Below are 21335 nucleotides of genomic sequence, written 5' to 3' on the forward strand. Positions count from 1 at the left end.
GCGGAAAGAGGGGCGACTGCCCGTGGCGCGCTCATTCGAGCGCCCACTGCGCGAGCGTGCCGACCAGTTCGTTCATCAGTACGTTGTCGATTTCCCGTGCGCCCGCGCTGCGGCAGCGGGCCAGTACCGCGTCGACGATGGCCGCGTCGAAGGCGAACTGCTTGCCGGTCGATTCGCGGTAGCGCGTTCTCAATTGCTCGAGCTTCATGCCGATGATGCCGTGCAGCACGGCGTCGTCGAGCGCCTGATAGGGCACCGCGGTCATGCGTGCGAGAAAGGCCGGCCGGAAGGCGCCGAGGAGCACCTCGCGCAACTTCCTCGCGAACGCATCGGTCATGAGCGTCGCGGCCGGCGTATTGAGCAACAATTCGGCGCCCACGTTGCTGGTGGCGAGAATCACGGTATTGCGGAAGTCGACGGTGAGGCCCGTGCCGTCTTCCATCATGCCTTTGTCGAATACGTTGTAGAACGCTTCGAGCACATCGGGATGCGCCTTCTCGATCTCGTCGAGCAGGACGACGCTGTAGGGACGGCGGCGTACCGCTTCGGTCAGCATGCCGCCCACACCATAACCGACGTAGCCGGGCGGTGCGCCCTTCAACTGCGAGACGGTGTGGGCTTCCTGGTACTCGGACAGGTTGATCGTAATCAGGTTGCGCTCGCCGCCATAGAGCGCGTCGGCGAGCGCATAGGCCGTCTCGGTCTTGCCTACGCCGGTCGGTCCGACGAGCAGGAACACGCCGACCGGTTTCAGCGGGTCGGTGAGTCCGGCGCGATAAGCCTGGATCCGCTTCGTGATGCGCTCGAGAGCGGCGTCCTGGCCAATGATGCGTTGCGCGAGGCGCGTTTTCAGCGTGCGGATCGCGTGCATTTCATCAGCGAGCATCTTGCCCACCGGGATGCCGGTCCAGCTCGAGATGACGGCGGCGACAGCCTTCGAGTCGACAGAGAGGGGCACCATCGGGTCGTCTTCACGAATCGCCTCGAGACCGCTTTCCAGCCGCGCGAGTTCGGCAGCAAGATCTTCGAGCTGTTCGCGCTGGGATTCGTCGGCAGCATCGGCCCGGCTGCGCAGCGCGTTGTCGAGGGCAACCAGCTTCGCGCGCGTATCCAGAATCTCGCGGACCGCCGCGGATTCTTCCCGCCAGCGCGCATCGAGCTCGCGTACGAGCGCCGTGTTGCGCTCCTGTTCGTCTTCGAGCACGGCGAGCCGCGCCACGTGGTTCGCGCCCGTCACCATTTCCTGGCGCAAACGCGTCACTTCATCATGCAACGCCCGTTCCCGATGCCGTGCAGCCTCGAGCTGGGGGGGCGTGTCGTGCTGCGCGAGCGCGACCCGTGCGCAAGCGGTGTCGAGCACGGCGATCGCCTTGTCCGGGAGCTGGCGGCCCGAAATGTATCGATGCGACAGTTTGACGGCATCGACGAGCGCCGCTTCGAGAATCGCGACGCCGTGGTGCGACTCGAACTTCTGCGCGACGCCGCGCAGCATCACGACGGCCGTCTGCTCGTCCGGCTCCTCGATCTGCACGAGCTGGAAACGTCTCGCGAGCGCCGGATCCTTTTCGAAGTACTTCTTGTATTCGAGCCAGGTCGTGGCGGCAATCGTGCGCAACTCACCGCGCGCGAGCGCCGGCTTGAGCAGGTTCGCCGCGTCGCTGCCGCCCTCGGCGCCGCCTGCGCCAATCATGGTGTGCGCTTCGTCGATGAAGAGGATGACCGGAGGCGCCGCACGCTTGACCTCGTCGATCACGCTCTTCAAGCGCTGTTCGAATTCTCCCCTGACGCCTGCCCCCGCCTGCAGCAGGGCAAGGTCGAGCACGCGCAGCGTGACGTTGGCGAGCGGCGGTGGCACGTCTGCCGCTGCGATGCGCAGCGCGAGGCCCTCGACGACCGCGGTTTTGCCGACACCCGGCGCGCCGACGAGGATGGGGTTGTTTTGCCGGCGCCGCAACAGGATATCGATGACCTGGCGGATCTCCGCATTGCGTCCGATGATGGGATCGATACGCCCTGCGCGTGCCTCGCCGGTCAGATCCTGGGTGTACTGATCGAGTATCGCGGCCGCGTTCGGCTCCGCGCCGGTGCTCGCAGAAAGCGGCGCGTGCACGACCGCGCCGCCGCGCTCGGAGGAAGGCGCGAGCCATTCCCTGTAATTCGTGCGCAGCGCGGCGCTGGATACGCGCAGGATGGTTGGCACGCTGGTTGACAGCTGCGCGCAGATTGCGTCGTTTTCGAGCAGGGCGAGCAGCAGGGATGCCGAGCCGACGGTGGGCTCCTGCAGCACGATGCTCGACTGTACGAGCGCGTCATGCAGCAGCAGGACGAGTTGCGTCGAAAATGACGGCGTGCGTGTGTTGCCGCGCTTGAAGTGCTCGAGTGCGGCGTTGATCTCGGCGATCAATGCATCCCGTTCGAGGCCGAAGTGCGGCAGCACACACGCGAAATCGCCGCCCGGGATGTCGAGCAGCTCGATCAGCAGATGTTCGATCTCGACAGCGAAGTGAGTCTGACGCAGGCAGCGCTGTGCGGCCCGCTCCAGGGCGGCGCGTGCTGGGCGGTCCAGCTTCCCGATCAGTGTCTTCAGGTCGATGGCCATGATGCGCCTGCGCGGCAGTCGCTTTCTGTGAAGCGCAGGCGGGCGGTGCGGGCGGGCGCCGTTTCGCCTCGGCCGATCCATGCGGTCCAGCTGAGCCGCAACGGGGCCTTCGCCGACAGCCGGGCGAGCGGCTGCTGTCCGCGCGCCAGATTCAATTCAACGTGCTGATAGAGGTCAGCGCCGAAGTACGCGGCGCCGAGTGCCTTCAATTCCGCGTGACACGGGCCCCCGGGCAGGAATGCCTCATATTGGCCGAGCGAAAGCGGACCGACGTGGATCCGGATGCCGCGATGCTCGTCCCAGATTCGGCTGCCCGCTACCGCATCCTGGCCCAGCCGGTAGTTGACGCCGCGCTGCCCGATGCGGGTGCGATTCGCCTCGCTGAGCGTGCGCCATCCGCCGGCGAATGGCGATGTGCGCATCGGCACGCGGAACTGGTGGTACGCGAGGACGTCGAAGGCGGCAAGCGAGCGGCGCTGGTTGGCGAACAGGCCAGTGCGCGCAAGCAATGCGCGCGAATCGGCGTCCGGCGTCGCCGGCTGGCGCGTACCCAGCTGCAGGCCGGTGATGCCACGCAGGATCACGTCGGCCGGGCTTCGCGCCGCGCCCGGCAACGGATCCGCGACACGATACTTGCGCCGTGCGCGATAGAGGAGCGCGAGCAGCCGATGCTGGAACATATCGAGGAAGGCGGCCGCCGAGGTGTCCTTGTTGCGCAAACGGTTCTGCAGCCATTCCTGGTATGCGCCGGGCAGTGGGCCGTCGGGACCGCCGAGCCCGAACCCGTTGACCTGCAGCTGAGGCTGAGGCGCGGCCTCGTCAAGACGGAGTGCGAGCGAGCGCGGCGGGCTACGCCGCAGGGGGCCGATCGCGCTGACCGGGAAGGCCGGCGAAAGTGCGCCGGCGAGAGCGAGCGCCTCCCTGCGCGGGTCGAGGCCGGTGCCGAGCGGCACGGAGTCGGGCCTCAGCAGCTCGAGGATCCGCACCGCCTGCACGAATTCGAAGGCGTACGGCTCGTCGAACAGCCGCTGCGCTACAGAACGAGCGGGCTGCTCTCTCTCGGCCGCCATGTATGAATCTCCTTGCCGTCGCGCATGATCGCCGTATGCACGAAACGGTTGACGTTCGCATAGAGCGTGAAGAAATGGGCCAGCACACCGGAGAACATCACGGGACTGTTGCCGGCGAAGCAGGTGTTGTCGAGCTCGATCCGCACGAGGAGCCCATTGCGCCAGCCGCGCCATTGATCTTCACCGACATGGGCAACGACGGCTTCGCTCGTGACCGCGGTCAGCCCCCCGATCTGTCTTCGTGCCGCCGCGCTGGTCCCGAGATCGTGCAGCACCAGCATCTCGCGAAGTGTCTGCAACGCCTGCGGCCCAGCGACGATCGACGCGTGGTTCAGCACCAGCTGCGACACGAGGCGCCAGCGCGAGCTGCCATCGAGCAGGGCGGACATCTGCCGGGTCGGACGATGCGCAATGCGCACGCTCGCGACCGGCCCCGGTTCTTCGAACGACAACGGGGCGCCGGGCTCCAGCGTATGGGCGAGGTGGCGGTTGGTGCAGAGCAGTTCGGCCGTCAGCGTGCGCTCCGGCGCATGCACCGGATCGAAGCGGGTGTCGACGAACGTGAGCATCATGTCGCTGCCCGGGCGCGACCCGTGCATGCCCTCCACGCGGCGGGCATGCCAGTAGAGCGACGACTCGACGCCGTGCTGCGCACCATAGTAGGGGGGCACTTCGACTACGTCGCGGCCAGATACGGTGCGTACACTGCGTATCGCATAGATTTCGGTGGTGGTCTCGCGGTGCGCGTCCGGGCTCACGCGCATCTCTCGTTGCGTGCCGTCGGGGCGCAGCGGCTCCGATGTCCGCGCGAAAAGATTCAGTGCCGGCGCGCAGCCCAGCTCGAAGTCGTGCGTGTGCAGCGTGACGCGGCCGCCCGGCGCCCTGGAAAAGCCGATCAGCAGGTCGAGCTGGTCGCCGGCGTCAGCGGGCGGCGCGAAGGGCAGATCAAAGAACGCGAATTTCTCGGGAAACGCGAAGTATTCGACGAGCAGGCGGCAGGCGGGATGCGCGCCGTCCTCGAGCGGCAACAATGCTTCGGCGTCGCCGAAGCCAACCGGCTCGGGGCGCCCCGGCTGCGTTGCCGCCGCTGCGTTCGGGGCCTGCAACCAGGTGTGTGCGCTATGCGCGGCCAGCAGATCGTAGAGCGCCGCCGCGGTGACGGGCGAGCCCGCAAGCCGCACCCTCAGATGCTGGATCGGCAGCGTCCCGAACCTATGCTTGCCCGTACAGGACAGCGACAGACGCAACGCCGCCTGCAACGATGCTTCTCCCGTGACGGCCTGCGCCTCCTCCGCGTTCAGCAACTGCGCCGCGGTGAGTGCGACGGGCCACAGCGTCACGTCGGCGGCGCTCCGCCAGCGGATCGTTTCACCTGCTGAAGTGACGTGCAAGAGCGGCGTGTTGCGCGGCACCTTGTACCCGGTCGCGACACTGCCTTGGGTGGGGTCGGCTTCGAACTGCACGATCGTCATCGACGGCAGGGGCCGCGATGCATAGGGATAGAACTGTTCGAGGAGGGTGTCGGTCAGGTCGGAGTATTCGTCGTCGAGGGTGCGCTGGATGCGCGCGGTCAAGACCGCGAAACTCTCGAGGAGGCGCTCGACGTGGGGATCCGCGCTTTCTCCGGGGCCGAGTTCGAGCCGGTGGGCGATCTTCGGATAGCGGGCCGCAAAGCTCTCGCTTGCGCGCCGCAGATAGGTGAGCTCGCGCTGGTAGTAGTCGAGCAACAGGTCGTCATGCGAGTCGTTCATCGACTAGTCCAATCGACTGCCCATCCGCGAGTTGTGCGACGTACGTGACGGGCCATTCGCCGTATTCCGTCCGCAGGCTGCCGGTAATGGTCAGTCGCAGTCGCCACGGAACCTCGGGATCGGGCTCGACTTGCGCGCGCGGTCGTTGCAGGCGCGGTTCGAACGCACGCACCGCTTCGACGACGTGACGCTCCAGACTGGCCCGATCGGCTGCGCGCGAGGCCGAGTACGCACTCCAGTCCGGGAGCCCGTACAGCAGCACGTCGGGCGAGCGGCGCACTTTCGCAGTGCCGCGCCGCGTGTTCAGGAGCCGCAGCAATTCGTCGCGCACCGATGCGCGCAGCGCATCGGCGGACAGCGTGCGCTGCACCGGCACTTCGTTTGCGAGAAAGGGGGCATCGTCTTCTAGCCGCTCGAAGAGCGGCATCGGTGCGAAGGGCGGCATGTCGTCGGGCGCGAGCGCTAACTGGCCGCCTTGACGACCTTGTTAGCGGCCATATCCCACGTCGAAGCAGCCGTGCCTTCCTTCGAGCCGTCATCCTTCTGGCTCGTCAGCTCCCACTTGATCTTCGTGAAGTTCAGCGACAGTGTCTCCACCGGCTTGCCGCCCGCCCCACCGGAGACGCTGACGTTGCTCAGCACGACATTGTTGAGCGTGTAGGTGATGAACGGCATGATCTTGCCGTCGCTTTCGGCGGCGTTGCGGCCCACGACGACCGTCGCGCTGGCGATCGCCTTGCCGCCGCAGCAGTATTCGTTCAGCGTCGGCGTAGCGACATCGACGAATTTCGTCACCGTGAACTCACCGACATGCGGCTTGCCGGAGGTGCGCTCTGAATTGCTGACGTCGTTGGTGACCTGCATGGCCACGTTATGGCTGTAGGACATCAACTCGATCTTGTCTGTGTAGCCCTCGAGCGTGCATTCGCCCTTGATGTCGCTGCCGAGGTCGAGAATGATCGAATCCATGAATGGGTGCTCCTCGTCCGTGAGAAAGTTGCGCGGCTTCGAAAAGCCGCGCAGTCAGATCGCGATCTTGAGGCCGGCACGCGGCCGGTGATGTTCAGCCCGCCGCCGGCGGTGGTAGCGATGCCACGAGCCGGATCGAGGCGGTCAGTTCCTCGAGCTGGAAATGCGGCCGCAGAAATACCGTCGCCCGGTAAGCGCCGGGCTTGCCGGCGACTTCGGTCACGTCGATACGCGCCTCGCGCAACGGGTACTGCGCCTTGATTTCCTGCGGTGCGTTGTCGTTGACGAGCACATAGTCGGCGATCCACGTATTCAGATGAGCGCGCACGTTATCGCGCGTCATGAAGGTGCCGACCCGGTCGCGCATGATGACCTTGATGTAATGGGCGAAGCGCGACGCGGCGAGCACATAGGGCAGCATCGCCGAAATCCGGGCGTTGGCCGTGGCCTCGGAGGTGTTGTAGCTCACCGGCCGGTTGGTCGTCTGTCCGCCGAAGAACACCGCAAGCCCTTCGTTCTTCTTGTGGCACAGCGCGATGAAGCCGAGCGAATCGAGCTCCTTCTCACGGCGATCGGTGATCGCGATCTCGGTCGGGCACTTCATTGCCTTGTCGCCCGCGGCCGTCTGGAAAATGTGGTCGGGCAGCTTTTCGACCGCGCCGCCTCCTTCCACACCGCGAATCGCCGCGCACCAGCTGTACTGCGCAAACGCATTGGTGATGCGCTGGCCGAGCGCGTAGGCCGCGTTGCCCCACAGATATTTCGAGTGATCGGTGCCGTCGACGCTCTCGACGAAATTCATGCCTTCGACGGGATTGCTGTCTGGATGATACGGGCGGCGCATCAGCACGTGCGGCAATACGAGCGCGACATAGCGTGAATCTTCACTCTTGCGGAATTCGCGCCAGCGGCCCATATCGATCGTCTCGAACACCTTCGACAGATCCCTCGGCACCCCGAGCTCGGTGAAGCTGCCCATGTCGAATAGCTGCGGATGCGCGGCCGAGATGAAAGGCGCATGCGCTGCCGCTGCCACCGAGGCGAGCTTTTCGAGCAGGCTGATGTCGGGCGTCTGACGGGTGAAATAATAGTCGCCGATCAGCAGACTGAAGGGGTGGCCGCCAAATGTGCCGTATTCCTCTTCATAGATCTTCTTGAAAAGGGCGCTCGTGTCGACGTCGATGGCTTTCTCGAGATCGTTCTGGAGATCCTTTTTCGACGTGTTCAACAGGCGCAGTTTCAGCCGCGTACTCGTCTCGGAGTTCTTCACGAGGTAATGCAGGCCGCGCCACGACGACTCGAGTGCCTGCAGGTCCGGGTGATGCAGGACCTCGTTCAATTGCTCGCTGATCAGCTCGTCGATCTTGCGGATGTGATCGTTGATCATCGCAACGGTGTCGCGACTCACCGTCATGTTCTTGTCGAGCACCTGCAGCGCGAACTCGGCGAGCAGTTCGCGCGCGTGCTGCTGCTGCTCTTCGTCGTGGGCCATGCGCCCTTCATGAACGATACGATCGAGAAGCGTAATCGTTTCCGTCTGCGCGGCCGCGGCCGCGGATTGTATGTCCGACATCAGCGTCTCCTCGGAAGCGGGGCTTAGTTGGCAGGTGTGCCGGGGGCGGCTTCACCGCCGTCCGGGGGCGGCAGTTGTGCGACAGGAGCGTCCTGCGGATGGGCCGATTTGATTTCGGCCAGCTCCTGCGTGTTGTGCGCCACTTCCTGGAGCAGCTTGTCGAGCTCGTCGTTACCGTCGAGCTTCGTCAGGAGGTCGCGCAGCCTGAGTCGCGCGTCGTAGAGCTGCTTGAGCGGCGCGATCTGCTGGACGATCTGGACCGGATCGAAATCGTCGATGTGCTCGAATTCGAGTGCGACATTGACCTTGCTGCCGTCTCTGGCAAGCGTATTGTCGACCTGAAGCACGACGCGTGGACCGATCGATTTCATCACGTCGTTGAAATTATCGCGGTCGATCTCGACGAACCGGCGTTCGGTCATTTTCGGTAATGGCGTTTCGGGATTGCCGGACAGATCGGCGAGTACGCCGACGACCAGAGGCAATTCCCGTTTTTCGATCGCATTACCCGTTTCGACGTCGTATGTGATCTGGACGCGGGGTGGTCGGTTCCTTTCGAACCAATGCTGCGTACTGTCGGCCATGGTCAGTCACCTCAGCAAAATTCTTCTTTTCGAAGCGTGAATTAAGCGATGAGTTTTAAGTGAAACCGATTTCTTTCATGCAGCTTTCTCTGGCTATTTTCTTATTCTTTTAAGCCTTTCGCGTCACCGGTTGTTTGATTTTATTATTGCTGACTCCGGCTGCCCGAATACACACGGCGTGCCGCAACTCAACTGAACGGAAACGCAAAGGTGTCCCGCAACACCGCTATGACGGATGTTCTGGGCAATACGATCCCGGACGCCGTGGTCATCATGTGCCCTTGCGTCCAATACGGCATGCACTCCGCATCAGGAATGCCGCCGCTTAAAAACTCAAAAATGCTCTTGAAAAATTCCGTTGACGACATGACGATCTGACGAAAATACTCTACGATAGTCCACAACGAATTTCAAACTTATTTTCTGTTGCACCCGGCAACGCGCGATTGAACGGTTTTCAGAGGTCCTTATCATTTTTTCGGCGTCTTGTTAAAAGGCGCGCGTGAACGGGAATTTCAGTCGAAGGCAATGCTTTCTGGATAGCAATACTGGCATGCTACGCGCGGCGTGGCGGAAGCTGTCGGGGCAGCGCAATGCTCCTAAAGAGGAATAACGCCGAATCCAGCGGCGGCCACAAAACGTATCGCAAGAAACCGAACACACAGCGATAGGAGCGACGAGGTGATCAGCGCGTTACGACTTGCCGGCGTCCGGCATGACGCGGTAGCCGTTTGGCGTTCCATGCCCTTACTCGCGATGCTGTGCGTGGCTGGATGCTCGTCGTCGCCACCACGCGTTAGCGTCGCGTCGCTCGAGATAAATGTGACGGCGCAGGCGAATCTCGATACGCCGATTGCCGTGGACGCCGTACTCGTGGGCAATGCGCAGTTGCTCGACATGCTGCTCGGCCTGCCTTCCGCAAAATGGTTTGCGCAGCGGGAGCAGTTGCGGCGTGACCACCCGAAAGATCTCAACGTCGTCTCGTACGAAGTGGTGCCCGGGCAGATGATTCCTGCCGCACCCTTTGCATTCAAAGGCCAGCGCGCGGCCGGCGTGCTGGTGTTCGCCGACTACCAGACGCCTGGCGCGCACCGTGTGCGACTCGATGGAGGTCCCGCGAATGCGGTGCTGTTGCTCGGAGACCAGGACTTGCAACTCAGGTCGGGTCCAGGCAAGCAATGAAGCCCCGCACACTCGACACCCGCTGCCCATCCGGGCGCCTTGGCCACGGTTGCACGCATGCGGTCACGCATCGCGCCATCGTGCGACGACAATCCGACTAGCCGCACACCATTCATGCGCAATCAATTTCCCGATGCGATCTGCTGGTTCGAAGGCATGCCGTTGCTGCCACAGCATTTCCAGACCCAGGCACTGCATACGGCGGGTCACGCGGCGTTGCTGACGAGCGCCTCGCGTCCGCACTACTGGGGCGTGCTCGCGCTCGAGCAGGAGCAGGCAGGGCTCGCGGAGGGGCTCGTGCGGATCACGGCGCTCGATGCGATTCTGGCCGATGGCCTCGCGATTCGCCACACGCCGGACGATCCGGTATTGCAGATCGATGTGCGGCAAGCGTTCAGTGCGCCCGAGCAGACGGTTACGGTCTATCTGGCGGTTGCGCCGCTTTATCGTGGCGGCCAGCTCGACCAGCGCGGCGGGCGGTACCAGCAGCAACAAAGCGACGACGTTCCTGACCTGACGGGTGGCGAGGATCCCGCATCGATCACGACATGGCGACCGAAGCTTCATCTGATGACCAACCTCGGCAATCAGGAATATGACCGCTTGCCGTTGATGCGGGTGAGGCAGCAGGGCGGCGGCGTGGCGATCACCGAATACGCTGCGCCGTGTCCTTTCGTGAAGCCGGATTCATTGTTGGGACAACGTATGATGCGCATCGCGCTGCGAGTGCGCGAAAAGTGCGTGTTTCTGTCAGGGCGTCTCGAAGCTGCGCGGCGTGCCGAGGAACTGGACGATGTGGCGCATATCGAGCGCCAGCTTGCCGCGCTGTGGATGCGCCTGCCTGAAGTCGAGGCGGCCCTTGCGTCGCGCGCGGTGCATCCGCTCGATCTGTATTGCCTCGTCGCCGGAATGGCGGGGGCACTCGCGAGCTTGCGGCCGGAACACGGCGTGCCGACGTTCGCGCCATTCGACTATATGGAGCTACTGGCATCGTTCGATCCGCTTCTGCAGTGGATCGACGATCTGTTGTCGACGATCCGTCAGGGATATCGGGTGCGGCAGTTCACCGAAGAAGCGGGGGGATTCTGGATCGCGCCGCCGTTCGACAGCGGCACGTCCACCCAGCAGGAACTGATCGTCGGTTTGCGGATGCCCGCTGACACGGGCGAACACGATGCGAGCGTATGGCTCGATCAAACGGTGATCGCATCGCGGCCGTATCTCCCGACGCTCACAAGGCAACGGATGCGTGGGCTCGCGCGGCGGCCTCTCGCGCGAGAGCAACGGGCTGCCTACAGCACCGGCGACGATACGGCGATGTTCGTGATCACGCTCGACAATGCATGGTTCGATCGTGCGCAACCGCTGCACATCGCGGCGCGCGCGGGGGTGCAGACCGCCGCGCCCTGGGCGGTGCAGCTGTTCACGCCGACAGACGATGCGGCGAGTGGTGCTGGGCAGGCGAACTGAGGCGCTAAATGACCGACTACACCGCTCATTCGGACGACGAGCGCTGGCCGTTGACGCAGGCGTTCGTCACGGCCTTCGAGCACGCGACTGACCTGCGCGTCGCGCTCGAACATGCCGCGGACGAACCGCTCGATCCGGCGGAGCAGGCGGAGTCGCTCGCCGCACAACTGGCGATGACGACGCGCAAGCTCGCGCGCGAGGCGATGGCCTGGACAGGTGCGGCCGGCGACGCGGATATTGCCGCCGCGCAATATGCGTTCGTCGCGCTGCTCGACGAGCTGCTGCTGTTCTCCGAATGGCCTGGCGCCGCAGTCTGGGAAACGCGGCCCCTCGAAGTGCGGGTGTTCAACACGCGTGACGCGGGCGAGAAATTGCCCGACGCCATCGAGGCGTTGCTTGCCCAACGCGACCCGTCCCGACGCGATCTCGCGAACGTCTATCTCGCGTGTCTGACGCTCGGCTTCAAGGGACGCTTGCGCGGTGAAGCGGGCGCGCTCCGGCACGATCAATTGCGCCACTCCCTGTTTGCTTTTGCGATGCAGCGCGACGCCGAGCCAACGCATCTCGCGGCGCCGCTCGAACGCACCGCCGTCGCACCGCGGCAGTCATCCGTGCTGACACAGATGTTTCCCGACCTGGCTCGTTTCGCTCTGGTGATCGGCGCGGGCCTATGCTTGCTGCTCGGCGTGTCGCAGGTGTTGTGGCTGGTTGCCACCGCTCATGCGCGGCAGTCGATCGCGCAATACGAGACGGTGTCGCTGGCCGATGCGCGGACGACGGCGCCGGAGGGCGCAAGTGGTGCATCCGGTACATCCGGTACGGTGGTGCCGTCATCAAAAGTGAGCGGAGGCGGCTTGGCGCCCTTCGTCATGCGAGCTGCGCAGTCGCGGCAGAACAGGGAAGCAATGTCTTCGGGACTCTCCGGGCCGGCCGCGCAATTGCAGAATGCGAGGGGCTCTCGCGAGCCCACGGACGACGGGGACATCGTTGCATCTGACGGAGTGCGGCGATGACGCTCATCATGGTGCTGCTGGTACTGATCGCGCTGCTGCTTGCCGGGCTCGTCATTGCCGCGGCGATCTACTGGTGGCGGGAACATCAGGATCGCAGGCCGTTACGCGAGTTCAGCGCGGCGATCCGTGTCGCACACCGCGCGATGGGTGTGCAGGATCCGTATTCGGTTCCACGCGTGCTCGCAACCGGCGCCCCGGCCGCGCTCGACGCGTTGTGCCGCAACTGGCGCCTCTCGCCGGACAGTGAGCCGGGTTGGTACGGACGCGTCTGGCACGATGCCGAAGGGCTGCTCGTGACCGAGCCGCACGACATGCTCGCGGCCACCTCCGCCGGCCGCCAGGTCGGTGCATGGCGCAGGCTGCTGCGCGCGCTGCTGCGCAATCGGCCGGGCCGTCCCCTCGACGCCATCCTGTGGGTCATTGCAGCCGATACGCTGATCGGCGACGACGGAAAGCCGCGCGAAGCCGGCGTCGAAGCCATCGAAACCTCGCGCACGGTTCTCTCACTGCAGCGGCAGTTCGGCATGACCTTGCCGCTTTACGTCGTGGTGAGCGGTTGCGACTCGGTGCCCGGCTTTGACGCGCTTGCCGCGGCATTGGGGCGCACGGAGGGCAGCACGCCGTTCGGCTGGGCTTCGCCTTACGCGCCGAAACGAATCTATGCGGAGTCGTGGATCGACGAGGCTTTCGGATCGATGCGTGCCGCGCTGACCGAAACGATCACCGAGTTGGGCACGCTCAACGGCAAGCTCGACGCGAGCCTGTTCCTGTTGCCGCAACGTATCGATACCCTGCGCATGCCCTTGCGGGACCGCATCGAACCGACGCTGCGCGGTGCGGCCGACGGCACCGCGCCATTCTTGCGCGGTATCTATTGTGTCGGCGCGGTGCCCAACCGGCGCTCGCCATCCATTGCCACACGCGCGCCCGGCGACGCGTACACGGGCACCCCGGCGCCGGCGTTTGCCGCACGGTTATGGCAAGACGTGCTGCTGGCCGGGCAGGGCCTCGCATCGCCGATCCCGCGCGTGCTGGCGTTACGCATGCGGCGCTACCGCGTGGCGACCGTTGCCGCGGCGGTGCTTGCGGTGTGCTGGTGCGTGGGGCTCGGCGTGTCGTTCTGGCGCATGCGCGGCGATGGGCTTGCGCTCGCGTCCGCCTATGACTCGCTGACGTTGGCGCAGACCACGTACCGCGAATCGGACAAGAGCAGGGCGGCCGCCGCGGGGGCGATCGACACCGTCGCCAATGCGCTGATGGACGTGCCTCGCTGGCGGCTGACTTCCCCCTTCATGCCGCTTTCGTATCTGTCGTCGGGGCACGAATGGGGCGACGCGCAGCTGCACATGTTGCGCGGGTTGGTCTTCATGCCGCTGCACGACCGTCTCGTCGCGAGGCTCGCGCAAATGACGTGCACCACGCATGACGACGCCAACACAGACGTAGCGGCGCTGGCCACGCGGCAGCCGCAGGATCTGCCGGAATTCAAAACGGGATCTCAACTCGTGGCCAACGCCGCGCAAGTCGAGCACATGATCGCCATCTACAACAAACTCGTGCAGGCAGGCAGCGGCAATGCCGCGATGCTCGCGCAACTGATGCGCGAGGCCGTCGACGTGAACCTGTCGCTCGAGCGCATCGCGGACCGCGAGGGAATGGACGATGCCGTGCGCACGTCGAGCACCGAAGGCGGCATGGTGTCGCTCGTGGGCAGAGACGTGTCGGCGGCGCGCCAGAACGTGAGCGTGTGTTTCGAGGGACTGTTCGACACATGGTTCGACCATGTGTATTCGGATTCGACGTTGAGCGTGAACGCGGGGAAGGTGCAAGCCGCTCTGACGGAATTGAAAACGCCCGGCACGGTGCCGACCAACGCATCGCTCGCCGAGCTCGCTGAGCGCATCGATCTGCTCGCGACGCAGGTTGACGCCGCGGATCACGGCTGGGCCGGCGCGCGTGGCAAGGAACTGGTGCCGGGCTTGACCGCCACGTTCGATACGGCGCAGCGTCTTCGTCTGATAGGCGAGGGGCCCGTCGCAGCGGTGCTGGCGCACGAGGAGGCGGCACAGAATGCATTTTCCGCGCGTTGGCTGGCGAGCGGCAATCTGCCCGGGGTCCTCAGCGCCTCGCCATCCAACGGCCTCCAGCTCGCCGCCGATCTGCCGCCGCTGCGCGATTCGTTGCGCACCTTGCTCGCACAACCGTTTGCTGCGGTGTCGAACGACAGCAATGCGGGGATTCGCAACGTTGATGTGAGCACGGTGCAGCAGGCACTCGCGGTGCTGCCCGGCTACCGGCAATACGTCGCGGAGCCGCTTGCCAAGGCACCCGATGCGTATCGCGGCGCACTGCTTGCCGCGGCGGGCAACAGCGCGGTGACCAGCATGGTGAGCGCGCTTTCCACGCCGGGCTTGACCACCCTCTCGCACGACCCCAGTTCGCCCGCGGACGCCGCGCAGCAGTTCGACACGTTGCGCAAGAACGCGCTGGATCTGATCACGGCGTTCGATTCGCTGGGCCGCCACGATCTTGCTACGAGCGTCGCGCTGCAGGTCAGCAACGCCGCCCTGGCCGTGCTGCGCACCGCTGACGCGCAGCTCCAGTCGCTTGCGCCATTTCGTCCGCTGCACGGCGACTTTTCCAGCTGGGACGGCAGTCAAGGCGGAGCGTTGCGCGCCTTCGGTGCCACCACACCTCAAGCGCTGCAATCCTATCTCACGGCGCAATCCGCGGCGGTGGCGGACACGGCCACCAACGCGGCCAGCGCGCTCGACTGGCTCAATGCGCAAAAGCCGCCGCTCGCCCCGGCCGACGCGCGCATGGTCAGCCGCTGGCAGGCGCTGACGACCGATCTCGTGCAATTTCGCGCGAAGAGTCCGACGAGCGCCATGATGGCCGTGCCGTCGATCATCTCCGATCGGCTCGACAAGCTGGACCTCGCCAATTGCAGCGCATCGCTGGACCAGATCGATGTGCCCGCGGCGGGCGACATCGTCGCCAGCACGGGCGCGCGTCTGGTGTCGTCGGCACGCGAGCAGTGCTTCAGGCTGCAGATGGGCAACGGGACCCAGGCGTACGAGCAGATCCGCAGCTACTTCGAGCGCTATCTGGCAGGGCGCTTTCCGTTTGCGGCCGACGCGGGCGCGCCAGCCGCCGACCTGCGGCAAACCGCGGCCTTCGTCGCCTTGCTCGACCGCCATCTCGCGGATGCGCAGCGCGGACTTGCGGCGGCGGCCGCAATCGGGCGCGGGTCCACTGACAGCGAGCAATTCGTCGCGAAGCTGGTGAACGCGAAGCCATGGCTCGATGCATTGGTCGCACGCGGCGCGGACGGCATGCTGCAAGGGATCGAGGTGAGCGTCGATTGGCGTGTCGACCGCGCCGACGAGATCGGTGCGGATCAGGTGATCGAATGGAAGCTCGTGAGCGGCAACGACGCCGTCACGTATCCCTCATCCGGGGGGCCGCCGGCGCGCTGGTCGCCCAGCTTGCCGGTGGCGGTGAGCCTTCGCTGGGCGAAGGACGGCCCCTGGCAGCCGATGTTCGACACCGCACAGCCGACCCTTTCCAGCGAGGGCGGCGTGGCGACCTGGAGTGCGGGTGACGCATGGGCATTACTGCGCGTCGTGCGGCTGCATCAAATGCCGGTCGATGCGGCCACGGCGAGCGCGGGCCAGCCACCGCGCATGTTGTTGACGATACCGGTGCGCGACCGCAGCGGAGCCATTCAGACTGCGCGGATGTTCATGCGGGTCGGATACGTCGGCGCCGCGAAAACGCCGCAGGCCATTCCTGATCTGCCGTATGCGACGCCAGGAATGATTGGGCCGGGGACGTCGGTCGTCAACTATCCTGCGTCGGCCCGCACCAGCATGGCGGGGCACGAATGACCCCGGACCTGGACATCGCGGCGCTGTTGCTTCCGGTGCCCGGCGATGCGCGTTGTGGGCTGTCGTTGCTGCACGATCCGGCGTTCGACGCGTTGAGGATTGCGCGACGTGAGGACGATCCGAGCTTGCCGACCGGCATCTGGCAAACGGACCTGAAGGTGGCGGATTGGACCTCGGTCGAAGCGGGGTGCCGGCAGTTGCTGATCGAGCGCACCAAGGACCTGACGGTGGCCGCGTGGCTTGGCGAGAGCTGGCTGCATCGGTTTGGCCTGCCCGCGTTGCCTGCCTGCTTCGAGCTGGTGCTGGCCCTGTGTACCCGCTTCTGGGACGATGTGCATCCCTTGCCGCGCGATGGCGATCTTGGTTTCCGGGCTGCGCCCATCGCCTGGCTTGCCAGTGCCTATACCGAATTGCTATCGGCGCGGATCGAGTTGTTCGACGGGCCTGAGGGGGCACAGGGAACGCTCGCACAGTGGCAAGCCGTGCGACGAGACGCGCTTGCTGTCGGCGACCGTCAGGACGTGCCGGCCGCTAAACGGGAAGAGGCGAAACGCACGGCTGCCCGCCTGCGAGAAGCGGCGCGAGCGACTTCGCCAGAGCGCCTCGGCTGGCGGCTTGCCGCAATCGATGCCGCGCGTCCCCTGCTCGTCGAGCTCGACGCCTGGTGCACGCCGCGGTTGGGCGCCGAGGCGCCTAGCTTTGCACCACTCGCGGATGTATTGGACCGCATAGAAGCTGTCTTGATGGAGTGTCTCGGCATGCATCCGGATTCGAAGCCGCCGGTGGCCGCACCGGCAACCGAAGGAAATGCCGTTGCGCCGCAAGCGGCCCATGCGGCCCATGCGGGAAGCGTGAACGGCGCGACCGGCGCGCCGCAAAGCCGCGAGGATGCGTATCGGCAATTAGCGTTGATCGCCGAGTACCTGATGCGCTACGAGCCGCACAGCCCCGTGCCTTACATGATCCAGCGCGCGCTCGAATGGGGCAGCAAGCCGCTGCCGGTGCTGCTACGGGAACTGATGTCCGAGGAGGCCGGGGATAAGCTTTGGACCGCACTGGGCTTGCTGCCGGTGGACGACAGCAAGGGCAAGTGAATGAGAAATGGCCGTTCGCCGGGATTGATCAACTCGATGGGGCTCACTGCGGAAGCCAAAAATCGGAATCTCGCCGTCGGGAATACCTGGTCAGCCCCGAGGATGGGCGGTCGGATCAGCCGCCGCTCTTACGGGTTAGCGCGCGACACGATCGGTTCGCGCCAGGTGGTCCTCGAGCTTGCGCAGACCGATCGCCAGCGCCAACGTCATCAGCCAATACGCCGCGGCGATAGCGAGGTAAGGTTCCCAGTAGCGCCCGTAGGCGCCGGCCACCGTGCGCGCGGCATACGCCATCTCACCCAGGCCGATCGCCGAGATCAGCGACGTGTCCTTGAGCAGCGAAATCACGTTGTTGCCCAGCGGCGGCAGCATGCGCCGAAATGCCTGAGGGATTACGACATAACGCATCATCTGCGCATGCGTCATGCCGAGCGATTGGGCCGCCTGCCTCTGGCCGATCGCAATCGACTGGATGCCCGCGCGAAACACTTCCGAAATATAGGCGCTGGAGTTCAGCGTCAGCGCCGTGACACCCGAGATCAGCGCCCCGTGATTCTGCTTCAGGCTACGAGCGAGATCGCCACTGATCAAAAGCCCGTGCACCGGGTGGATGAACACCGGCATCACCGCGAAATGGATCAGCAGGATTTGCACGAACAACGGCGTGCCGCGAAAAAAGCTCACATAGGCCGTCGACGGCCAGCGCAGCAAATACTTGCACACTGCCTGCCACGGCTGATGTCTCGCGTCAGCCAACCGCGCCAGCGCCACTATCAGGCCCAGCGCGCAGCCCATGATGACACAGACCACAGTCGTTCCAACCGTGACCAACGCACCTTGCCAGAACAGTTGCCTGTATTCCACCAGGATGTCGGGGCGGAACCACCCGAACCACAAGACCGGATTGCTGTCTTCCATGCTCGCTTTCTATAAAACGGAAGGCCGAAGCGCGGCCGAGGGCTATTCGGCGCCGTGGCCAGGGACTGGCACGGCGCGCGCGACTGCATCAAGCCACGACTGCTATTACTGCGGCTTGAAGTCCTGGTTGAACCACTTCTTGTAGATCACGTTGTAGGTGCCATCTGCGCGGATCGCAGCCAGGCCAGCGTTGATCTTGTCCAGCAAGGCCTTGTCGCCCTTGCGCACCACGATTCCGTAGTATTCCTTGGGGAAATTCGCATCTTCCACGGTCTTGAGGCCTGGGGTCTGCGATACGCGGTAGGCAATGACGCCGTTATCGCCAATGGCCGCGTCCACGCCGCCCGAAGCCAGTTCGGAAATAATGAGTGGCGTGCTTTCGAAGCGACGGATATTCGGGTTGGTCTTGCCCACTTCACGGCTCATGACATCGTCGGCCGTCGAACCGCTGACCACGGAAACCTTTTTGTTGTCCAGGTCCTTCAGCGACTTCACCGTACTGTTCTTGGGCACGGCAATCAACTGGCGCGCATCGAAATATGGCGCCGAGAAGTCGAAACTCTGTTTGCGTTTGTCGTTGATCGTGACGCCGGAAATGACCAGGTCCACATCGCCGTTGTTGAGCGAGGCGAAGATGCTGGTGAACGGCGTATTCACGATGCGCATTTTCATATGCTGCTGTTTGGCGATCGCATCGATGATGTCGATGTCGAAACCGACGATCTGATTGTCCTTGTTCTGAAATGCGAAAGGAGTATAGGTCGCGCTCGATGCCACAACCAGTTCGCGGTCTTGTGCGTGTGCGCCGGCAGACCAGATAGCGCAGGCGGCCACCGAGGCGGCCAGGGTTAGAATGATTTTTTTCACAGCCGCGTCGCCCAGAGTCAAAAAGAGGTCGGAAAATTATATAGCATGGCGCGAACGCCAATAGAGCAACACCGGCGACTGTTTCACGGGGTTGCCCATTGCGTTGTGTTCGTTTGACGGTGAATAAAGGGGGGAGTAGGGTTGGGCGGCCGGAGTTCGTCGATGATGCCCACTGTTAGAATGGCGGCCCTTTTCCTGGGAGAAGCAAATGTCCTGGTTCATCTATGAAGTGCCCGAGTACAACGAAGACGGTGCGCGCATCGAACCCTTCAGCGACCTACGTAGCCGCGTCGTAAAAGTAAGTGGGCAGGCAATGGCTGACGAACTGGAAAGCGTCCGCGAGAACGCCGCGACCACGGCGGACACGCCCACACGCCCACTGCGCGCAGCGGAAAATCCTCACGTATTCCCGATCCCCTATGCCGATTCCATGATCCTGGTCGGGTTCATCTTCGAACTGCAGCGCGAGTCCCGACGGCTTGTGGTGTCACCCGTGGAAATGCCCTGGCTGAAAGACGCGTAGAAAACGTAAGGATCGAAACGGCCCCGAACCTGAGCGGCAATATACATAGGCAGCGGCGGCATAGCGCGAAGCCGTTTCCATGCATCCGGAACGCCTGATTCCGATTCTTCAATGGCGCCGCCGCCTGGCGGTGCGGATCGTGGTGCTGAACTTTATTGTTCGTCCGCGGTAACGAGGTGCGGTAGCGCGCCAGTCGGCGTAAATTGACCGGCCCGAAAAACTGATAGCCGCTGCGACATCACCTGTTTCCTTGCCGCAACGCGCTAAAATTTTTTGCAACAAGTGCATCCAGGCACCCATCTGTTCCGTAACTGCCAGATTGGCCGACACCGACGTGGCCGGAACATGCCTGCGGTCCACCCCGGGAGGGCCAACCGATGCGATGGTCACGGCCGCGGAAGACGCTCGTTTCGAGCGGCCACCGCACGGCGGCTACTCAGGTATTCCAGATCCCGCACGGCCGATCCACAGGGAGCGCAGATGACATGAGCGGCAATCCGGCAACCGATGGCGATCGGCCGACCGACGATCCCGAAACCCGTCGCCGCGATGAACTGAACCTGCTCCTGCTCGACGTTGGCGCGGGCGATCGGGCTGCTTTCGCCACACTCTACCGACGCACCTCCGCGAAGCTCCTCGGTGTGTGCCTGAAGATGCTGCGCGATCGCGGCGAAGCCGAAGAGGTGCTGCAGGACGTCTATGTCACCGTATGGCGCCGCGCCGTGACGTTCGACCCGACGCTCGCCAGCGCGATCACGTGGCTTGCCGCCATCGCGCGCAACCGGGCCATCGACCGCCTGCGCACGCGCCGCGAAGAACCATTGGACGAAACGATAGGGGAAGAGATCGTCGATGACAGTCCGTCGCCCGCCGCGATCGCCGAGTATAGCGAGGAGCGACGACGCCTCGAGCGTTGTCTGGAAGGACTGCCGGCCCAGCACGGTAGTGTCGTTCGGGAAGCATTCTTCACGGGCGCGACGTATGCCGAACTGGCGGAGCGATTGAGCGTCCCGCTGGGAACCCTGAAAAGCTGGATCCGGCGCAGTCTGCTCCAGCTCAAAGCGTGTCTCGAACAATGAATACGCCACTCTCCAGCCCTGACGATCTGCGGTGCGCCGAATACGTACTGGGCGTTCTCGACGCGGCCGGGCGCAGGCAGATCGAACTGGCACTGCAGCACGATCGCCAACTGGCCGCAAGCGTCGCACGCTGGCAGAACCGCTTGATGCCGCTCAACGAAGATATCGGCGAGATCGAGCCAGCAAGCTATGTGTGGGCGCGCATCCAGTCCGAACTGGGCTTCGCGCCAGTCGAAGCGCCGCGGCCTCGCGTCAGGCTCTGGGATGATGTCCGTTGGTGGCGCTGGATCGGTATCGGTTCCAGTTTCGCAGCCATGGCGCTCGTCATTCTTCTCATCCTGCCGGTCCGGTATGGTCCCGTCGTTGGCCCCAGCCACGATGGCTACAAGGTGGCCAGCATCGTGCGGGACGGAGGCGCCGCAGGATGGACCGCGATCGTCGACGTCGAGCGTGCCCGCATGGTGATCGTTCCGGCATACGGCAACCCGGTTGCGGCAGACCGCTCCACCGAACTGTGGCTGATTGCGCCGGGCGAGCGACCCGTGTCGCTCGGCGTGATTGCAGTAGACCGGCCGACCATCGTAGCGCTACCGCAAACCCGGCTCGCGCTGCTGAACGAGCGAGCGACCCTCGCGGTATCGCTGGAACCGCATGGAGGATCGCCGAGCGGGCAACCGACCGGGCCGGTGCTGGCAAAAGGCGTCGTGGGCGGCGCATGAGCGCGCTCCACGATCCCTGCGTCCATGGTCGCTC

Annotated in this window: 18 protein-coding genes; 9 read left to right on the top strand and 9 right to left on the bottom strand. The window is 64.4% G+C overall.

The window, feature by feature from the left end:
* Positions 1-31 precede the first annotated feature (31 nt).
* The 7 genes from tssH to tssB form a co-directional block, all read right to left on the bottom strand.
* Positions 32-2599, bottom strand: a complete 2568-nt coding sequence (gene tssH / locus CI15_RS18700; protein ID WP_206597774.1) for a type VI secretion system ATPase TssH — start codon at positions 2597-2599, stop codon at positions 32-34.
* Positions 2584-3669 carry a type VI secretion system baseplate subunit TssG gene (gene tssG / locus CI15_RS18705; RefSeq protein ID WP_062129764.1) on the bottom strand — a complete coding sequence of 362 codons (1086 nt, stop codon included), beginning with the start codon at positions 3667-3669 and terminating at the stop codon, positions 2584-2586. Before tssG ends, tssH begins: the two co-directional genes overlap by 16 nt.
* Positions 3633-5420 (bottom strand): type VI secretion system baseplate subunit TssF, encoded by a 1788-nt coding sequence (gene tssF / locus CI15_RS18710; RefSeq protein ID WP_062129765.1) that lies wholly within the window; start codon positions 5418-5420, stop codon positions 3633-3635. Before tssF ends, tssG begins: the two co-directional genes overlap by 37 nt.
* Positions 5404-5865: a type VI secretion system baseplate subunit TssE gene (gene tssE, locus CI15_RS18715; RefSeq protein WP_062129766.1), complete on the bottom strand. Its 462-nt coding sequence runs from the start codon at positions 5863-5865 to the stop codon at positions 5404-5406. Before tssE ends, tssF begins: the two co-directional genes overlap by 17 nt.
* A gap of 17 nt (positions 5866-5882) precedes the next feature.
* Positions 5883-6389: an Hcp family type VI secretion system effector gene (locus CI15_RS18720; RefSeq protein WP_062129767.1), complete on the bottom strand. Its 507-nt coding sequence runs from the start codon at positions 6387-6389 to the stop codon at positions 5883-5885.
* A 94-nt stretch (positions 6390-6483) separates the two neighbouring features.
* On the bottom strand, positions 6484-7962 hold the full coding sequence (gene tssC, locus CI15_RS18725; RefSeq protein ID WP_062129768.1) for a type VI secretion system contractile sheath large subunit: 1479 nt from the start codon (positions 7960-7962) through the stop codon (positions 6484-6486).
* A gap of 23 nt (positions 7963-7985) precedes the next feature.
* A complete protein-coding gene (gene tssB, locus CI15_RS18730; RefSeq protein ID WP_062129769.1) occupies positions 7986-8546 on the bottom strand; it encodes a type VI secretion system contractile sheath small subunit in 561 nt (186 codons plus the stop codon).
* Between the two features lie 210 nt (positions 8547-8756).
* Between tssB and CI15_RS36980 the strand changes: the two genes are divergently transcribed.
* The 6 genes from CI15_RS36980 (at position 8757) to tssA (ending at position 17195) form a co-directional block, all read left to right on the top strand.
* Positions 8757-8924, top strand: coding sequence for a hypothetical protein (locus CI15_RS36980; RefSeq protein ID WP_161950042.1), 168 nt, complete (start codon positions 8757-8759; stop codon positions 8922-8924).
* 444 nt (positions 8925-9368) lie between these two features.
* Positions 9369-9728, top strand: a complete 360-nt coding sequence (locus CI15_RS18740; protein ID WP_062129771.1) for a hypothetical protein — start codon at positions 9369-9371, stop codon at positions 9726-9728.
* 114 nt (positions 9729-9842) lie between these two features.
* Positions 9843-11198 (top strand): type VI secretion system baseplate subunit TssK, encoded by a 1356-nt coding sequence (gene tssK / locus CI15_RS18745; RefSeq protein WP_062129772.1) that lies wholly within the window; start codon positions 9843-9845, stop codon positions 11196-11198.
* A gap of 8 nt (positions 11199-11206) precedes the next feature.
* On the top strand, positions 11207-12211 hold the full coding sequence (locus CI15_RS18750; protein ID WP_062129773.1) for a DotU family type IV/VI secretion system protein: 1005 nt from the start codon (positions 11207-11209) through the stop codon (positions 12209-12211).
* Positions 12208-16101: a type VI secretion system protein gene (locus CI15_RS18755; RefSeq protein WP_062129774.1), complete on the top strand. Its 3894-nt coding sequence runs from the start codon at positions 12208-12210 to the stop codon at positions 16099-16101. Before CI15_RS18750 ends, CI15_RS18755 begins: the two co-directional genes overlap by 4 nt.
* Positions 16098-17195, top strand: coding sequence for a type VI secretion system protein TssA (gene tssA, locus CI15_RS18760; RefSeq protein WP_062129775.1), 1098 nt, complete (start codon positions 16098-16100; stop codon positions 17193-17195). The genes CI15_RS18755 and tssA overlap by 4 nt, the downstream gene beginning before the upstream one ends.
* Before the next feature lie 135 nt (positions 17196-17330).
* Here the strand turns inward: tssA and CI15_RS18765 are convergent, their stop codons facing one another.
* Together CI15_RS18765 and CI15_RS18770 are read right to left on the bottom strand one after the other, a co-directional pair.
* Positions 17331-18113, bottom strand: coding sequence for an amino acid ABC transporter permease (locus CI15_RS18765; protein ID WP_062129776.1), 783 nt, complete (start codon positions 18111-18113; stop codon positions 17331-17333).
* 105 nt (positions 18114-18218) lie between these two features.
* Positions 18219-18971 carry a basic amino acid ABC transporter substrate-binding protein gene (locus tag CI15_RS18770; protein ID WP_062129916.1) on the bottom strand — a complete coding sequence of 251 codons (753 nt, stop codon included), beginning with the start codon at positions 18969-18971 and terminating at the stop codon, positions 18219-18221.
* A gap of 217 nt (positions 18972-19188) precedes the next feature.
* On the opposite strand from CI15_RS18770, the gene CI15_RS18775 reads away from it, so the two are divergent.
* The 3 genes from CI15_RS18775 to CI15_RS18785 all read left to right on the top strand — a co-directional run bounded on the left by CI15_RS18775 (position 19189) and on the right by CI15_RS18785 (position 21301).
* Entirely contained in the window at positions 19189-19503 is a 315-nt protein-coding gene (locus CI15_RS18775) for a hypothetical protein (protein WP_062129777.1), read from the top strand.
* 485 nt (positions 19504-19988) lie between these two features.
* Complete coding sequence (locus tag CI15_RS18780) at positions 19989-20582, top strand: sigma-70 family RNA polymerase sigma factor (protein WP_062129778.1); 594 nt, start codon at positions 19989-19991, stop codon at positions 20580-20582.
* Positions 20579-21301 carry an anti-sigma factor gene (locus CI15_RS18785; RefSeq protein ID WP_062129779.1) on the top strand — a complete coding sequence of 241 codons (723 nt, stop codon included), beginning with the start codon at positions 20579-20581 and terminating at the stop codon, positions 21299-21301. Before CI15_RS18780 ends, CI15_RS18785 begins: the two co-directional genes overlap by 4 nt.
* Positions 21302-21335 lie beyond the last annotated feature (34 nt).

It is taken from the genome of Paraburkholderia monticola, from assembly GCF_001580545.1.
In the GTDB taxonomy this organism is placed as follows: domain Bacteria; phylum Pseudomonadota; class Gammaproteobacteria; order Burkholderiales; family Burkholderiaceae; genus Paraburkholderia; species Paraburkholderia monticola.

What these genes read in the sequence shown, in the direction of transcription:
- tssH (WP_206597774.1), bottom strand. Translation starts at nt 2,599, where the DNA reads ATGGCCATCGACCTGAAGACACTGATCGGGAAGCTGGACCGCCCAGCA.
- tssG (WP_062129764.1), bottom strand. Translation starts at nt 3,669, where the DNA reads ATGGCGGCCGAGAGAGAGCAGCCCGCTCGTTCTGTAGCGCAGCGGCTG.
- tssF (WP_062129765.1), bottom strand. Translation starts at nt 5,420, where the DNA reads ATGAACGACTCGCATGACGACCTGTTGCTCGACTACTACCAGCGCGAG.
- tssE (WP_062129766.1), bottom strand. Translation starts at nt 5,865, where the DNA reads ATGCCGCCCTTCGCACCGATGCCGCTCTTCGAGCGGCTAGAAGACGAT.
- CI15_RS18720 (WP_062129767.1), bottom strand. Translation starts at nt 6,389, where the DNA reads ATGGATTCGATCATTCTCGACCTCGGCAGCGACATCAAGGGCGAATGC.
- tssC (WP_062129768.1), bottom strand. Translation starts at nt 7,962, where the DNA reads ATGTCGGACATACAATCCGCGGCCGCGGCCGCGCAGACGGAAACGATT.
- tssB (WP_062129769.1), bottom strand. Translation starts at nt 8,546, where the DNA reads ATGGCCGACAGTACGCAGCATTGGTTCGAAAGGAACCGACCACCCCGC.
- tssK (WP_062129772.1), top strand. Translation starts at nt 9,843, where the DNA reads ATGCGCAATCAATTTCCCGATGCGATCTGCTGGTTCGAAGGCATGCCG.
- CI15_RS18750 (WP_062129773.1), top strand. Translation starts at nt 11,207, where the DNA reads ATGACCGACTACACCGCTCATTCGGACGACGAGCGCTGGCCGTTGACG.
- CI15_RS18755 (WP_062129774.1), top strand. Translation starts at nt 12,208, where the DNA reads ATGACGCTCATCATGGTGCTGCTGGTACTGATCGCGCTGCTGCTTGCC.
- tssA (WP_062129775.1), top strand. Translation starts at nt 16,098, where the DNA reads ATGACCCCGGACCTGGACATCGCGGCGCTGTTGCTTCCGGTGCCCGGC.
- CI15_RS18765 (WP_062129776.1), bottom strand. Translation starts at nt 18,113, where the DNA reads ATGGAAGACAGCAATCCGGTCTTGTGGTTCGGGTGGTTCCGCCCCGAC.
- CI15_RS18775 (WP_062129777.1), top strand. Translation starts at nt 19,189, where the DNA reads ATGTCCTGGTTCATCTATGAAGTGCCCGAGTACAACGAAGACGGTGCG.
- CI15_RS18780 (WP_062129778.1), top strand. Translation starts at nt 19,989, where the DNA reads ATGAGCGGCAATCCGGCAACCGATGGCGATCGGCCGACCGACGATCCC.
- CI15_RS18785 (WP_062129779.1), top strand. Translation starts at nt 20,579, where the DNA reads ATGAATACGCCACTCTCCAGCCCTGACGATCTGCGGTGCGCCGAATAC.